This is a genomic window from Paraburkholderia sp. J7, from assembly GCF_905220155.1.
Lineage (GTDB): Bacteria > Pseudomonadota > Gammaproteobacteria > Burkholderiales > Burkholderiaceae > Paraburkholderia.
The window spans coordinates 55,971-69,636 of the sequence record NZ_CAJMYZ010000005.1; the positions used below are offsets into that span (position 1 = coordinate 55,971).

Here is a 13,666-nt window from a genome sequence, read left to right on the forward strand (position 1 = left end):
GTCAAAATTCAATTCGTTACCGAGTTGCTAACCGATAGAACGCCTATGAAAGCGCCAGAACACACCCTCGACAGCGCAGGCGGCGGCGCGCCAGCCCGGCCCGCCGCGCGCCGCCCCGGCCGGCCGAGCGGCGGTGTGGGTGGGGCGGAGCAGCGCGCGCGTCTGATCGACGCCGCGCTCGTGCTGTTCGCGCGCCAGGGCATCCTCGACACGTCGCTTGCCGCCATTGCCCGCGAGGCCGGCGTCACGCCCGCGATGGTTCACTACTACTTCAAGACGCGCGACCAACTGATCGACGTGCTGATCGACGAGCGTTTCGTGCCGCTGCGCGAAGCGCTCGGCGACATCTTCGCGGAGCATCCCGACGATCCCGTGAAGGCGCTCACCGCGCTGGCGCAGCGCTTCGTGGCGGTGGGGCAGCGCAATCCGTGGTTTCCGCCGCTGTGGGTGCGCGACGTCATCAGCGAGGGCGGCGTGCTGCGCCAGCGCATGCTCGAGCGCCTGGGCCGCGAGAACCAGGAAAAAGCCCACACGGCGATTGCGCGCTGGCAGCGCGAGGGCCGGCTCAACGCGGCGCTGGAGCCTTCGCTGCTGTTCCAGTCGCTGATGGGCCTCACGCTGCTGCCGCTCGCCACCAGCCAGATATGGCGCGGCGACGCGGCGCAGCCCCATGTTGGCGTCGAGACGATCGCGCGTCATGCGGTCGCGCTCATCACGCAAGGCGTGGGACCGGCCCGCGTAGACAGCCCCGCCGATACGCGCGTTGATACGGGCATTCATACGGGCATTGATACGGATTAATCGCCGCCGCGCGCCGTGGTACGCTCCGTGACCTTTGCGGCACGGCTCGTGCGCTGTGCCGCGCGAATGTTTCCCGGTCGAGGTCCGGTCTGCCTTCTTCTTCCGTTTCTTCCCGCGCTTCTTCCAGGCAAGCGCCCGCCATCGTCTGGTTTCGCGATGATCTCCGGCTTGCCGATCAGCCAGCGCTCGCGCAGGCTGCCGCGAGCGGACTTCCGCTGATCTGCGTCTGGATTCACGATCCGAATGCCTCGGGCGAACGCCCGGAGGGCGGCGCGGCGCGCTGGTGGCGTCATGAGTCGCTGCGCGCGCTCGATGCCGCGCTAACGGCGCGCGGCGGCCGCCTGCTTCTCCTGCAAGGCGACGAAGCGGCAACGCTGGACGCCCTCGTCACGGAAACCGGCGCGCAAGCCGTGTACTGGAATCGCCGTTACGGCGCGGCGCAACGCGAGGTCGACCGCGCGCTCAAAACGTCGCTGCGCGAGCGCAGCGTGCATGTCGAAAGCTTCAACGGGCAGCTCCTCAACGAGCCGTGGACGGTGCTCAATCAGTCCGGTGAGCCGTTTCGGGTGTTCAGCGCCTACTGGCGCGCTTGCCTGCGCGTGGGGGACCCGCCGCCGCCGCAAGGCGAGCCCGAACGGATGATTTTTCAATCGTTGCCAGCACGTCTTACCCAGCGCGCATCGAAACTCGACGCGCTCGGTCTCGCGCCACGCTCGCCCGACTGGTCGGGCGGCTTGCGCGCGGCCTGGCCAGCGGGTGAGGAAGCCGCACTGGAGCGCCTGCGAGCGTTCCTTGCCACCGACCTCGACGCTTACGCCGGCGAGCGCGACGAGCCCGGCGACGCCGCCACGAGCCGTCTTTCCCCGTATCTCGCCGTCGGCGCCGTTTCGCCGCGCCAGGTCTGGGCGGCGCTCAAGGCGGCGCAGCACGCGCACGGCCGCGGCTCGGCGCGGCGCGCCACGAGCGCGGAGAAGTTCGCAAGCGAATTGGGCTGGCGGGAGTTCTGCCACTACCAGCGCTTTCACTACGCCGATCTGGCGACGCGCAACCTGCGTCCCGCGTTCGACGCCATGCCGTGGCGTAAGGACGCCGCTGGCCTGAAAGCGTGGCAACGCGGGCTGACCGGCTATCCGCTCGTCGACGCCGGCATGCGCGAGCTTTGGCACACGGGGTGGATGCACAACCGAGTGCGCATGGTCGTGGCGTCGTTCCTGACCAAGCACCTGTTGATCGACTGGCGCGCGGGGGAGTCCTGGTTCTGGGACACGCTCGTGGACGCCGACCCGGCCAGCAACCCGGCCAACTGGCAGTGGGTGGCGGGCTCGGGCGTGGACGCCGCCCCGTATTTCCGCATTTTCAATCCGGTGCTCCAGGGCCAGAAGTTCGACCCGCGCGGCGCCTACGTGCGCCAGTGGGTGCCGGAGTTGGCGGCCCTGCCCGATGCGCTCGTGCACCAGCCGTGGAAGGCCGGCGCGCAGCAGCTGGAAGCGGCGGGCGTGCGCCTTGGCAAGGATTACCCGGAACCTGTTGTCGAGCACGAACTGGCGCGCCAGCGTGCACTCGAAGCCTATGCGCAAACCGGCAAAGCCAAGGGCTTCGCCGCTTCGCAAGAGGGCCGGGAGCAGGGTTAAAAGCAGGGCGGCAAAGCGTGAGCGCGGCCGTCATCGGGCTGTCTTGTGTTGCGGCTATTGTGCGCGGCGCGGATGGACGCACGCTCAGCACGCCGGAACCAGACGGCATTAAGATTGCTCTATCAGGACGGCCCGCGGTGCCGCGCGCCCAGCATCACGCCGGGCTCGCAGCCTCGCGGCAATCGGCCTGACAGACAGAAAGGCATGTAAGCAAACACAATGAACGCAGTACACAAGCTCGACCGGACGACCATTGTCCTCGTCGAAGACGACCCGCACAGCCGGGCGTCACTGACTTCGCTGCTGGAGGCGGAGGGCGCGCACGTCGTGGCGGTCGAAGACGCAGAAACGGGCGTCGAAGCGGCCCTGAGCCTGCACCCCGACGCCGTGGTCTGCGATCTCGACCTGCCGGCCATGGACGGCTTCTACCTGATCCAGCGTCTGCGCGACTACGAAATTCGCGGCGATCACGCACCGACCGTCGCGGTCGCGCTCACGGGCCATACCGACGAAAGCTGGCGTTTGCGCAGTATCGGCGAAGGATTCCAGCACTTCATGACCAAGCCGGCCCAGCCGGAGGAACTCGTGACGCTCTTGAGCGACGCAATCGACGCGCGCCAGTCGCTCTGAGGCGGCGCGCGTAGCGAAGCGGGAAACGTGCGGGTGCTGAGGGACTGAGGCGCCGCGACATGCGGCGCGGCTGGCGTATTGCTCGCGATTGTCCGCGATTGTGCGCGATCGTCCTCGATTGCCCGCGCGCAACGGCGGGCAATAACGATTAGCTAACGGACGAGGACTGCGCCGCTTCGGGCGCGGCAGCCGCGCCTGGCTGCGCGGGCTTGCCAGCCTGATTCGGCTGATTCGCCTGACTCTCCTGGCATTGCGCGCAGAGTCCCTTCAGCTCGATCCCGTCGCCGGCGAGCCGGTAACCCGCGGCCTCGATCTGCGCAACGAGCGCCTGGCGCAGCTTCGGCTCGTGCAGCTCGGTGACATTGCCGCACTGCTGGCACACCACGAGAATGCCGTGCTGGCACTGCGTGAGGTCGTGGCAAACGGCGAACGCGTTGATCGACTCGATGCGGTGAATCAGTCCAGCCGAAAGCAGGAAATCGAGCGCCCGGTAGACCGTGGGCGGCGCCGAACCCGGATGGATCTGGCGCATTTCGTCGAGCAGCGAATACGCCTTGGTGGCGCGTCCCGAGGCGAGCAGCAGTTCCAGCACCTTGCGGCGGATCGGCGTGAGCTTTTCGCCGCGCTCGCGGCAATAGGCCTCGGCCATCGCGAGCGCGGACTCAAGCGTTGCGCCTTGGGCGCCGTGCGAGTGGCCGTGATCGTGGTCGTGCGTCTCGCCGTGCGTGTGACTGTGCAAGGCGGAGGCGTCCGGGGACGGTTTTGCTGTCTTCATGCTTGCGATTATACGGGGCGCGCCGCCGGGCCGCCCGCGCCGTCCTGGATTGGCCGCTCAGGTGAGCGGCAGATCGATGTACTTGCGGAAGCCCTGGCGCTGCGCAATGCGCTGATACCAGCGTTCGAGGTTCGGCAGCGGCTCGCGCTCCACACCTTCGAGCCCGAACCAGCGCCGTGCGTACGCGCCGAGCACGATGTCCGCGAGCGAGAAGCGCTCGTTTTCGAGGAAGAAGCGGCCTTGCAGGTGGTGGTCGAGCAGCCTCCACAGCGGCGTCAGCTGATCGAGATCGGCGGCGATCTTCGCGGTGTCGCGCTTCTCCGGCGGCGTGCGCACGAGCGCGAGAAACACCGGGCGCTCGGCGGGCGCGAGCGTGCTCATCGACCAGTCGAGCCAGCGCTCGATCGAGGCGCGCACCTTCGGGTCGGTCGGGTAGAGCAGGCTCGAGGGACCGTACTCCATCGCCAGATAGCGCAGGATCGCGTTCGACTCCCACAGCACGAAATTGCCGTCCGAGATCGTCGGGATCTTGCCGTTCGGATTCATGGCGAGATAGGAAGGCTCGTTGAGATGCCCGAACGGGCCGCCCGCGTCGATGCGCTGGAACGGCAGGACGAGTTCATCGCAACACCACAGGACTTTCTGGACATTCACCGAATTGGCGCGTCCCCAGATCGTGATCATCTGGCGCGTACTCCTTGCAAGGGGAAAAAGGGTCAAGCCTGGCGCAGGCCGCCACGATACACGATTCTCGCGCGGTTTTTTGCGCCGCCATGCATTTCGTAGAATAGGCGCTGCGCAGCGCCTCGCGTTCCCCCGCCGCGCCCGATTCGTGCGGCACCGCTCCCTCGATTTCCCGCGCGGGCGTGCCGCCTCGCACCCAAACGTACGCCCGAGACCCGCTTATGGCCCGCATTGTCCCCGACGACTGGCAGCATCTCGAAGCCACCGGCGCTGCCGCGCGGGAGCGCGAAACGCTCGCCGCGCTCGCACGCGGATTGCCCAATGGCTACACCGTCTATCACGGCGTGCACTGGACGCGCCTTTCCGAAGGCTTTTCGGTCTTCGGCGAGGCCGATTTCGTGATCGTGAGCCCGGCCGGGCGCGTGATGATCGTCGAGCAGAAAACGGGCTTTCTGCGCGAAACGCCGGGCGGGCTCGTCAAGGCCTACATGCAGACCGAGCGCAACGTGGCGATCGCGCTGGCGCGCACCGTCGAAGGGCTGCACCGGCGCTTCACCGCAACGTTCGGCGCCGGCACCTACGTGCTCGAAGAGCTGTTCTACTGCCCTGACCACGTGGTGCGCGAGCCGGCGATCGCTGGGGTGAATCCCGCGCGCATCGTCGACGCCACGCGCAAGACGCAGCTCGCCGCCATCGTGCTCGAGGCCATGCCCGCCGACGAGCCGCGCCTGCCGTGCGCCGCGAAAATCCATCACTTTCTCGCCGACGAACTGTCGCTTACGCCCGACACCAGCGCACTGGTCGGCGCGGCGGGCACGCTCGTCACGCGGCTCGCGGGCGGCCTCGCCACGTGGGCGCGCCGGCTCGAATTCGCGCCGTTCCGGCTGCGTGTAATCGGCACAGCGGGCTCGGGCAAGACGCAACTGGCCGTGCAGGTCATGAAGGACGCCGTGGCGCGCGGTGCGCGCACGCTGTACGTGTGCTTCAACCGGCCGCTCGCGGATCACATCGCGCAGCTCGCGCCGCCCGAAGCGAGGGTGGCGACCTATCACCAGCTCTGCGACTGGGTCGCGCGCGACGGCGGCCACGTGCCCGATTTCGAAAGCCCCGGCGCATTCGACGAGCTCGTGCGGCGCTTCGGCGAGATGCCGGTTGCCGGGCGCTGGCAGTTCGACGTGCTGATCGTCGACGAGGGGCAGGATTTTCAGCAACCGTGGGTCGGCGCGCTCGAGCGTCTGTTGCGGCCAGACGCTGCGTGGTGGTGGCTCGAAGATCCGCTGCAGAACCTGTACGTGCGCGAGCCGCTCGCGCTGGCGGGCTGGACCGTGCTGCGCGAGAACACGAACTACCGCAGCCCGCGCGACATCCTCGCGTTCCTGCGCGACGTGGCCGGACCGACCGTGCCCGCCATCGCGCAGCTTGCGGCGGGCAGTCCGTTCGATGGCTCCGATGTGACAGTGGCGAGCTGGGACGAGCATGACACGGAACCTGGCGCCGAGCCCGGCGTGGTTCTGGCGACCAAACGTGCGATCACGCAGGCGCTCTCGCTCGGCTTTCGTAAGCAGGACATCGTTGTGCTGTCTTATCGCGGGCGTGAGCATTCGCTTTTCACGGCGCTCGACCAGCTCGGCCCGCACCGGCTGCGCAGCTTCACGGGCCAGTACGACCTGTTCGGCAATCCGCAGTACCGCGAAGGCGACGTGCTGCTCGATTCGATCTACCGCTTCAAGGGGCAGTCCGCACCGTGCGTGATCCTGACCGAGGTGGATTTCGAGGCATTCGACGAGCGCGCCGCGCGCAAGCTCTTCGTTGGCGCGACGCGCGCGGCCATGAAGCTCATCGTGGTGGCGTCGCCACGCGCCGCCCGCTTCATCGAGGGCCAGCGCGGCGGCGTGTGACGGTTTGCTCAGCTCCAGGCCGAGGCGCCGATCAGCGTGCCCGTGCGCGCGTGGGCGTTCCACCAGATCACGCGCAACAGCGGCGCGCTCTGGGCGATCAGGATGGCCTGGACCGGATCGCTCTCGATGAAGTGCGTGACGCCGCTGCGAATGGCCGCGGCGGCCTTGTGCGCGGCCACGGCTGCGGCCGTGTCGTCGTGCTCGTCCGGCCGGCGCATGATCAGTTCGAGGTGCCCAAAGCCGTGACGCTCGAGCCAGGCGAGTGTGCGCTCGCGGTCGATCTCGGGACGCCCCGTGATGATCGCGCGCGCGCGCTTCAGGTCGATGCCGGGCAGGCGCTCGAACGGCACCAGTTCATCGCGCTCGGCGAGCGCGGCGACGAGGTCTTCGTCGTAGCGCGCAACCGGAATGTCGGGGAGCAGGACGCCGTCGAGATCGATCGCGTAGACGGCGTACTCGTGGTCGTCGGCCATGCGCGTGCCCTCGCCGTCGCCGTCGCGAATCCAGTCGGCGCGGTAGCGGTCGGTGTAGGCCTGGCGCTCCCACGGGAAGAGCGCGAAATAGCCGCTTGCATCGATCGAATAATCGGGGCGCAAACGGCTGAGGTCGTCATAGGCGCCGGTGAGCGTGCGCACGACGAGCCCGTGCTCGCTCAGAAACGCGATGCAGTCCACGAGCGTATGGCCGCGCCCCGCGATGTCCTCGCACAGCAGCACTTTCGCGCCCGGCTCGGGCAGCGGCAATGTGGAGTCCCAGCGCACTTCGCGCGTGGCGCGGTCGTAGCGCAGGAACGCGACGCCCGCACCCGTTGCGTGCGAAACCATCAGCGCGAGCGGCGCGCCGCCGCGCAAAATGCCGACCACGAGGTCGAATTCCTCAGCGATCAGCGCCGGTTGCAGCGACTCGACCCAGTGATCGAGCTGTTCGTAGGTGAGCGGAACGACAGGTTTATCCATGGGTTGAAATGAGTGACGAAGCGCGTGCCAGGCAAATGTGCGGCAAATGCACAACGCGCGTTTCCGATAGCGGCGTGCGAGAAAAAGACGGCTATTGTCAGCGCAATGTTTGACGATATTATGCCTATGCTCACCAGCGCCTGCTGGCATGGCGGGTGGAGGAAGCGGGAAGCCGCGGGAAATGGCGGGACCAGCAGCAGAAAAACGCGGCGCAGCGCCGCGCAAAGACACACGACAACGACGCGAATCATCGCGCGAAAGGGCTCGGGCAAGATGTGGCATGGGATGGGATGGCCAGGCTGGCGGCGCTGGGCCGCCGTGGCGGGGTTCGCGCTCGCGGGCGCGCTGTTGCCGTTCGTGCAGTTTGCACATGCGGCGCAGGCGGCGGGTTCTGCGGGTTCGCTCTCGCTCGACGTGGACGGCGAGGTGCGCGTGACCAACAACGCGGCCCATACGGCGTATCACTTTACTGAGGCGCAGCTGCTTGCGCTGCCCGCGCATTCGATCACGACGGCCACGACCTGGACGCCGCGCTCGACCTTCACGGGCCCGCTGCTCTCGGACGTGCTCAAGACGGTGGGCGCCTACGGCAGCCAGATCGAGATCCACACGCTCGACGACTACACCTGCGTGGTGCCCGTAGCCGACGCCGCGCGCTATGGCGTGGTGGTGGCCTACGAGATGAACGGCGAGCGCCTGAAGGTGAGCAATTTCGGCCCGTTGTTCCTGATTTATCCACGCGACCAGCATCCGCTCGAGCTCGACGGCGCGGCCGGCGATGCGAAGTTCGCGTGGCAGATCAAGTCAATGACGATCAAGCGGTGACTGGCGGCTGATGCGACGACCCTTGCGACGCCTGCTGCAGGCGATCATCTGGATGGCGGCGCTTGCGCCGCCCGTGGTGGCGGTCGGCTATCTGCTTTATGCGAACCTGCTCAACCCGCAGGTCGTGCAGCGCATCACGGGCAATTACGACGGCCTGTACTGGGACGCCGCACAGCTCCAGATCGCCTACGCGCGCTTCGAGAGCCAGTTGCTGATGTTCGCGGACGGCATCGACCGCGATCTCGACAAGGTGCGGCTGCGCTATGAAGTGCTGCAGTCGAAGCTCAACGTGATGAAGGGCTCGACGCTGTCGCTCGACGCCACGCCGGGTTTGAAGCGGCGCCAGGACGCCGATCTCGCCATTCTGGCCGCGACCATTTCCCCGTTCGAGGCCGAAATCGCGACGCTCGCGGACAACCCCGAACGCGCGGTGCCGATGCTCAAGGCGCTCGACCTGCACTGGACCCAGGTGACCGACCTGGCGCTGAACCGCCGTTTCGCCGACGTGACCGAGCGCGAGGCGATCCGGCACGATTTTATCGCCAAGCGGCGCGAACTGTTTGCGTCGGGGCTCGTGCTGCTCGTGCTTTCGGCGGCGGCGGGCGTGCTGCTCGTGATGAACGGCTACCGGCGCACCCGGCTCCTCGACCAGCAGCGCGCGGCGCTCGAAGCCGAGCACCAGGCGAGCCGCGCCGCGCGCGAGGCGAGCATGGCGAAGGACGCCTTCCTTGGCATGATCAGCCACGAACTGCGCACGCCGCTGCACGCAATCGTCTCGTCGATCGAACTGCTCGGCTTCAACTCGCATTCGGAAGCCGACCGCAAGGTGATCCATCGCCTCGAAACCGCCGCACGCCAGCTCGAAGCGCAGATGAAGGATCTCACCGACTACGCGCGCCTTGGCGCGGGCAAGCTCGAATTGCGTCAGGAAGAGTTCGAGCCGCGCGAACTGCTGCAGTCGATCGTCGACGAAAACGAGCAGGCCGCGCGCTCGCGCGGGCTCGCGTTCGAGCACGCGTGGGTGGGGCCGCAGCGGCGCGTGGTGGCCGACCCGCACCGCATCCGCCAGATCGCCGGCAACCTCGTCACGAACGCGATCCGCTACACGGAGCGCGGCAAGGTGCGGCTCGAATTCTGGCTGCAGGCGCCCGCGCGGGCCGCGCGGCCCTTGAATGGCGAGGAAGGAGCCGTGCGGCTGGCAGGCGGCGACACGCTCGTGATCGTCGTTGGCGACACGGGGCCGGGTGTGGCGGCGGACCAGATACCGCTCATCTTCAAGGAGTTCACGCAGCTCGACACGTCGCGTTCGCGGCGCTACGAGGGCGCGGGCATGGGGCTCGCGATCGTGCGGGGCCTCGTCGAGCTGTTCGGCGGCACGATCGAGACGCAAAGCCGAGTGGGCAAAGGCACGACCTTCACCGTGCGCATTCCCGTCACGCCGGTCGAGCCGCCGGCGCCCGCGGCCGTGGCCGAAGCGGCGCTGCCTGTGCGGGCGCTGCCGCAGGTGCTCGTCGTGGACGACAACCCGCTCGTGCGCGATTCGCTGTGCGAGATGGTCGCGCATATGGGCTACCGCGCGCTCGCGGCCGGCGATGCAGATAGCGCGCTTGGGCTGCTTGCCCACGAGGCGTGCGATGTCGTGCTGCTCGATCTGCATATGCCGGGGCGCGACGGGTACGATTTCGTCGCGGGGCTTCTAACCGCGCAGGATGTGCTCGGGCAGCCGCGCGTGATCGCGGTGAGCGCCGATGTGGCGGGGCTTGCGGCGATTGCGGACCATGCGGGCAATGGTGCCTCGGGCGGCGAGGGCGCGCCGTTTTTCGACCGGCTCACGAAGCCGGTGCATTACGAGGTGCTGCGTGCGGCGTTGCAGCGGGCGCTGAGCGTGCCGCGGGCCGCGGCTTGAATGGTGCCTCTTGCCGCTTTGGGCTTTCCTTGTGTTCGCGTCGGTATGCCAGCGTTGCCCCTGTGCGGGGCGGCACCTACTTTTCTTTGCAGCGGCAAAGAAAAGTAGGCAAAAGAAAGCCGCTCAAACCGCTAATGCCTGCCACAGTTCATCTCGCGCCACGACAGGTGAATGGCTCCGGAGCGTCTGTCACCTCGCACCACCGAACTGAGTGACAAAGCGCTCATCCTTCCGGCGGCGCTACGCGCCCCGAAGGGCATAACCAAAAACCATTGGGGCGCGTGAGTTCTCGCAAGTGCGGACTCGTACCCTTGGTTTGCCTTGCAGACCCGGCCGCTGCGCGCGTAGCGAGCAGCGGGAACGGATGAGCCCCTTGTCACTAACGAGAATGGTGCGAGGTGGCAGACGCTCCGGAGCCATTCACCTGGGGTGGCGCGAGGTGAACTGTGGCAGGCGCTAGCGGTTTGAGCGGCTTTCTTTTGCCTACTTTTCTTTGCCGCTGCAAAGAAAAGTAGGTGCCGCCCCGCACAGGGGCAACGCTGGCATACCGCCGCGAAAACAAGGAAAGGCCAAAGCAGCGAGGAACCGCAACAAACAAAAACGCTGCGCCCAGCAGCCCTCACCCGCGATTGAGCCGCTTGGAAAGATCGGCAACGAGAATCGCCATGCGCGCTGGTTTTTCATAGCACGCCACGTTGTAGTGCCGCACGACCTGGCTGATCTCCGACTCGCTGGCCTTGCCGGTCAGCAGCTCGCCGGTCAGCACGAAAATAGGCGCATCAGGGTTCTCGGACCCGCGTATGCTGCGGATCGCCTCAGCGGCGGTCTGGCTGCCGAACAGCCAGTCGATCACCACGCCGTCGAACACATTGTTCTCGAGCGCTTCGTTGAATGCCGCGAGGCCGTAGAGCGCGAGCGCCGCGTAACCGCTGTGCTCGAGATAGTCGCGCAGGTTGTCGGCCGACGACTGGTCGTCGTCCACGACGGCAATGAGCGGCTTGTCTGACTCGGCGCGGCGCGGGTAGATCTCGATCTTGTGGACTTCGCGCGCGTTCTGGTAGAGCGCCCCGTCCGGGCGCACGACGCGCCACTGGCCCAGCTTTTCGTAGGCGACGAAGTCGGGGCGGCTGCCCGCCTCGACCGGGGCGCCAATCCACGCGGTGCACGGCAGCTCGGCCGCGCTCACGCAGAGCGTCGCCTCCTGAGCGCTCGCGCCGACCATGCCGGGGTCGAGCAACTGCGCGCCGAACAACTGGCCCGCAGGTTCGCCGAACGCTTCAGCCACTTTCTTGATCTGCGCGAGCGTCCACGGGCTGTTCCCGCGCAGCTTGCGGTGCCCTTGCGAAAAGCTCAGGTCAAGAATCCGGCACAGCTCGGTCGTTTGCTGACGCTTGCCAATGCCGTGACGGCTCATCAGCTCGCGTACGCGCTCCGCGACCGACGCCGAGTCGGTTGTGTAGGCAACGTTCGACATACTGCTCAAAAGGGGGGACTCGTAGATTCAGTTTCTGATAGATCATGCCGTGGCGCCGTGAGGCCAGTATGACTGGACCTCGCGCAAGCTGCACACGGGAGCACGCTATTCTAATCGCATCAAATACCAAAAGACGGCGCTATTTTAGCTAAATGTAAGTTGGCGCTGAATAACGGGAATGTAAGCGTATATTCGGCTCCGTTTACGCGGTGCTTACGATATTCGCGACATTGCGGGAAGATGCACGATTTTTAACGCCGCGCGTTCGCGCGCGGCCAATCAACCTTACTACATCGAGGGGTATCGTTTGAGCGAGGTGTGCAAAGGCAGGACATGGCGCCATGAAGGCGTGCCGTATTACAGCCAGTGGGGCAGCGCCGACTGGGTGGCGCCCATCGTCGAGCGCGGCGCCGACCCGTGCGAGGACCCGCACTGGCGCGCGAGCGGCTTCACGCAGGCCGATGCCTATCGCTTCTGGGCGAAGCGCCTGTGCGGCCTGACCTGCCTCGAATCGGCGCTCGACTATTGGGGCGTCGCGCATGCGCCGCGCGCGCAGCTGCTCGAAGAGGCGTTGCGGCACGGCGTCTATCGCGTGCGTGAAGATGGCGGCGTGGATGGGTTGATCTACCGTCCGTTCGCCGGATGGGTGGAAGCGGCGTTCGGCGTGCGCGTGGAAGTGATGACCGATGAGGGCATCGAGGCGAGCGCCGCGCGCATCGATGCGCAAACGCTCGCCATCGTCTCCGTGAGCCCCGAGATCCGCTACCCCGAGCGGGTCAATCCTGGCCGGGGCGGCCACCTGATCCTGCTGCACGGTCGTGGTGACGGCGGCGTCTGGTTCCACAATCCATCGGGCATCGCGCCGTATCAGGCGGATGCGTGGCTGCCCTACGAGACGGTCGCGCGCTTTCACGCGCGGCGGGGCATGGCGCTCACCCGGCCGCGCTGAACGCGCGCCTGCCTCAGGCCGGCGCCGGCTGCAGGCCGCCCAATAACTGCTGTACGCGCGAGAGATCGCGGTTGATCGCACCCGCGTCCGCGAACAGCTCCGCGAGCCAGTCGACGAACACGCGCACGCGCGGCGACAGCTGGCGCGACTTCACGAACGCCACCGAAACCGGTGTGGGCAGCGGCTTCCACTGCGGCAGCACCTCTTGCAGCGCGCCGCGATCCAGGTATGGCTGCGCCGCGAGCAGCGGCGGCTGGATCAGGCCATAGCCCTGCAGGCCGCAGGTGAGGTAGGCGAACTCGTCGGAAACATGCACGAAGCCGTCCACCTTCACCTTGGTCGGGCTGCCATCCACCTCGAAGTCGAACTCGAACGGGCGGCCCGTGAGCGGCGAAAGGAAGTTCACGACCGGATGCTGCGCGAGATCGTCGAGCGATTGTGGCGCGCCGTGCCGCTCGAGGTACGCGGGGCTCGCGCAGGTCACGTGCTCGAGCACGCCGAGGCGCCGCGCCGCGAGCCCCGAGTCGGGCAGCTCGCCCAACTGGATGCTGCAGTCCACGCCTTCGCCGACGAGGTCGACGTTACGCAGGCTCACGCCGATCACGAGGTCGATCTGCGGATGGCGCGCGTGGAAGTCGTCGAGCGCGGGCAGCACGATCGCGTTGGCGATGAGGCCCGGCATCTCCACGCGCAAGCGGCCGCCGATCGCGCCAGGCGTCTGGCGCACGCTCGCTTCGGCATCGTCGATGTCGGCGAGAATCTGCGCAGCGCGCTCGTAATACGCAGCGCCTTCGGGCGTGAGCGAAAGACGCCGCGTGGTGCGCACAAGCAACTGCGTGCCGAGCAGCGATTCGAGGTTTTGCATCAGCGTGGTGGCGCTGGCGCGCGGCATATCCAGCGACTGCGCGGCTTTGGTGAAACTATTGGTGTCGACGATGCGCACGAACGTGCGCATCGCCTGGATGCGGTCGATCACGGGCGAGCTCCTAACGATGGGCTTGAGGCTTGAACGAAATCCGCGCTGCTGCAGAAAATGGGTGAGCCGCGTAGCGATGAATACGCTTCGCGGTGCCGGCGTCTCGCGGAAAGCGACGCTCAGCGGTTAAACGGCGATGACGATTGGATGGCGGCGCACGC

General features: G+C 67.1%; 12 protein-coding genes. 7 read left to right on the top strand and 5 right to left on the bottom strand.

Annotated elements, in window-relative coordinates; translation table 11 throughout:
• Positions 1-45: 45 nt before the first annotated feature.
• The 3 genes from U5A58_RS09700 (at position 46) to U5A58_RS09710 (ending at position 3,062) form a co-directional block, all read left to right on the top strand.
• A complete protein-coding gene (locus U5A58_RS09700) occupies positions 46-801 on the top strand; it encodes a TetR/AcrR family transcriptional regulator (RefSeq protein ID WP_321961280.1) in 756 nt (251 codons plus the stop codon).
• An 89-nt stretch (positions 802-890) separates the two neighbouring features.
• A complete protein-coding gene (locus tag U5A58_RS09705; protein ID WP_321961516.1) occupies positions 891-2,432 on the top strand; it encodes a deoxyribodipyrimidine photo-lyase in 1,542 nt (513 codons plus the stop codon).
• A gap of 219 nt (positions 2,433-2,651) precedes the next feature.
• A complete protein-coding gene (locus tag U5A58_RS09710) occupies positions 2,652-3,062 on the top strand; it encodes a response regulator (protein WP_321961281.1) in 411 nt (136 codons plus the stop codon).
• A gap of 148 nt (positions 3,063-3,210) precedes the next feature.
• On the opposite strand, the gene U5A58_RS09715 is transcribed toward U5A58_RS09710, so the two are convergent.
• Positions 3,211-3,837: a Fur family transcriptional regulator gene (locus U5A58_RS09715; RefSeq protein ID WP_321916884.1), complete on the bottom strand. Its 627-nt coding sequence runs from the start codon at positions 3,835-3,837 to the stop codon at positions 3,211-3,213.
• Positions 3,838-3,894: 57 nt separating this feature from the next.
• Positions 3,895-4,521 carry a glutathione S-transferase gene (locus tag U5A58_RS09720; RefSeq protein WP_321916886.1) on the bottom strand — a complete coding sequence of 209 codons (627 nt, stop codon included), beginning with the start codon at positions 4,519-4,521 and terminating at the stop codon, positions 3,895-3,897.
• A 221-nt stretch (positions 4,522-4,742) separates the two neighbouring features.
• Between U5A58_RS09720 and U5A58_RS09725 the strand changes: the two genes are divergently transcribed.
• Positions 4,743-6,419 carry an ATP-dependent helicase gene (locus U5A58_RS09725; RefSeq protein ID WP_321961282.1) on the top strand — a complete coding sequence of 559 codons (1,677 nt, stop codon included), beginning with the start codon at positions 4,743-4,745 and terminating at the stop codon, positions 6,417-6,419.
• 8 nt (positions 6,420-6,427) lie between these two features.
• Here the strand turns inward: U5A58_RS09725 and U5A58_RS09730 are convergent, their stop codons facing one another.
• The gene (locus tag U5A58_RS09730) at positions 6,428-7,375 is read right to left on the bottom strand and encodes a phosphoribosyltransferase (protein WP_321916888.1); all 948 of its coding nucleotides are present in this window, start codon (positions 7,373-7,375) and stop codon (positions 6,428-6,430) included.
• A gap of 285 nt (positions 7,376-7,660) precedes the next feature.
• Between U5A58_RS09730 and U5A58_RS09735 the strand changes: the two genes are divergently transcribed.
• Entirely contained in the window at positions 7,661-8,200 is a 540-nt protein-coding gene (locus U5A58_RS09735) for a molybdopterin-dependent oxidoreductase (RefSeq protein WP_321961283.1), read from the top strand.
• Positions 8,201-8,210: 10 nt separating this feature from the next.
• Positions 8,211-10,106, top strand: a complete 1,896-nt coding sequence (locus U5A58_RS09740; protein ID WP_321961284.1) for a hybrid sensor histidine kinase/response regulator — start codon at positions 8,211-8,213, stop codon at positions 10,104-10,106.
• 619 nt (positions 10,107-10,725) lie between these two features.
• Here the strand turns inward: U5A58_RS09740 and U5A58_RS09745 are convergent.
• On the bottom strand, positions 10,726-11,580 hold the full coding sequence (locus tag U5A58_RS09745; protein ID WP_321910432.1) for a helix-turn-helix domain-containing protein: 855 nt from the start codon (positions 11,578-11,580) through the stop codon (positions 10,726-10,728).
• Positions 11,581-11,887: 307 nt separating this feature from the next.
• Between U5A58_RS09745 and U5A58_RS09750 the strand changes: the two genes are divergently transcribed.
• Positions 11,888-12,529 carry a C39 family peptidase gene (locus U5A58_RS09750; RefSeq protein ID WP_321961285.1) on the top strand — a complete coding sequence of 214 codons (642 nt, stop codon included), beginning with the start codon at positions 11,888-11,890 and terminating at the stop codon, positions 12,527-12,529.
• 13 nt (positions 12,530-12,542) lie between these two features.
• Here U5A58_RS09750 and U5A58_RS09755 read toward each other — a convergent pair whose 3' ends face one another.
• Positions 12,543-13,505, bottom strand: coding sequence for a LysR family transcriptional regulator (locus U5A58_RS09755; protein WP_321961286.1), 963 nt, complete (start codon positions 13,503-13,505; stop codon positions 12,543-12,545).
• Positions 13,506-13,666 lie beyond the last annotated feature (161 nt).

What these genes read in the sequence shown, in the direction of transcription:
- U5A58_RS09735 (WP_321961283.1), top strand. Translation starts at nt 7,661, where the DNA reads ATGGGATGGCCAGGCTGGCGGCGCTGGGCCGCCGTGGCGGGGTTCGCG.
- U5A58_RS09740 (WP_321961284.1), top strand. Translation starts at nt 8,211, where the DNA reads ATGCGACGACCCTTGCGACGCCTGCTGCAGGCGATCATCTGGATGGCG.
- U5A58_RS09720 (WP_321916886.1), bottom strand. Translation starts at nt 4,521, where the DNA reads ATGATCACGATCTGGGGACGCGCCAATTCGGTGAATGTCCAGAAAGTC.
- U5A58_RS09715 (WP_321916884.1), bottom strand. Translation starts at nt 3,837, where the DNA reads ATGAAGACAGCAAAACCGTCCCCGGACGCCTCCGCCTTGCACAGTCAC.
- U5A58_RS09730 (WP_321916888.1), bottom strand. Translation starts at nt 7,375, where the DNA reads ATGGATAAACCTGTCGTTCCGCTCACCTACGAACAGCTCGATCACTGG.
- U5A58_RS09700 (WP_321961280.1), top strand. Translation starts at nt 46, where the DNA reads ATGAAAGCGCCAGAACACACCCTCGACAGCGCAGGCGGCGGCGCGCCA.
- U5A58_RS09745 (WP_321910432.1), bottom strand. Translation starts at nt 11,580, where the DNA reads ATGTCGAACGTTGCCTACACAACCGACTCGGCGTCGGTCGCGGAGCGC.
- U5A58_RS09725 (WP_321961282.1), top strand. Translation starts at nt 4,743, where the DNA reads ATGGCCCGCATTGTCCCCGACGACTGGCAGCATCTCGAAGCCACCGGC.
- U5A58_RS09710 (WP_321961281.1), top strand. Translation starts at nt 2,652, where the DNA reads ATGAACGCAGTACACAAGCTCGACCGGACGACCATTGTCCTCGTCGAA.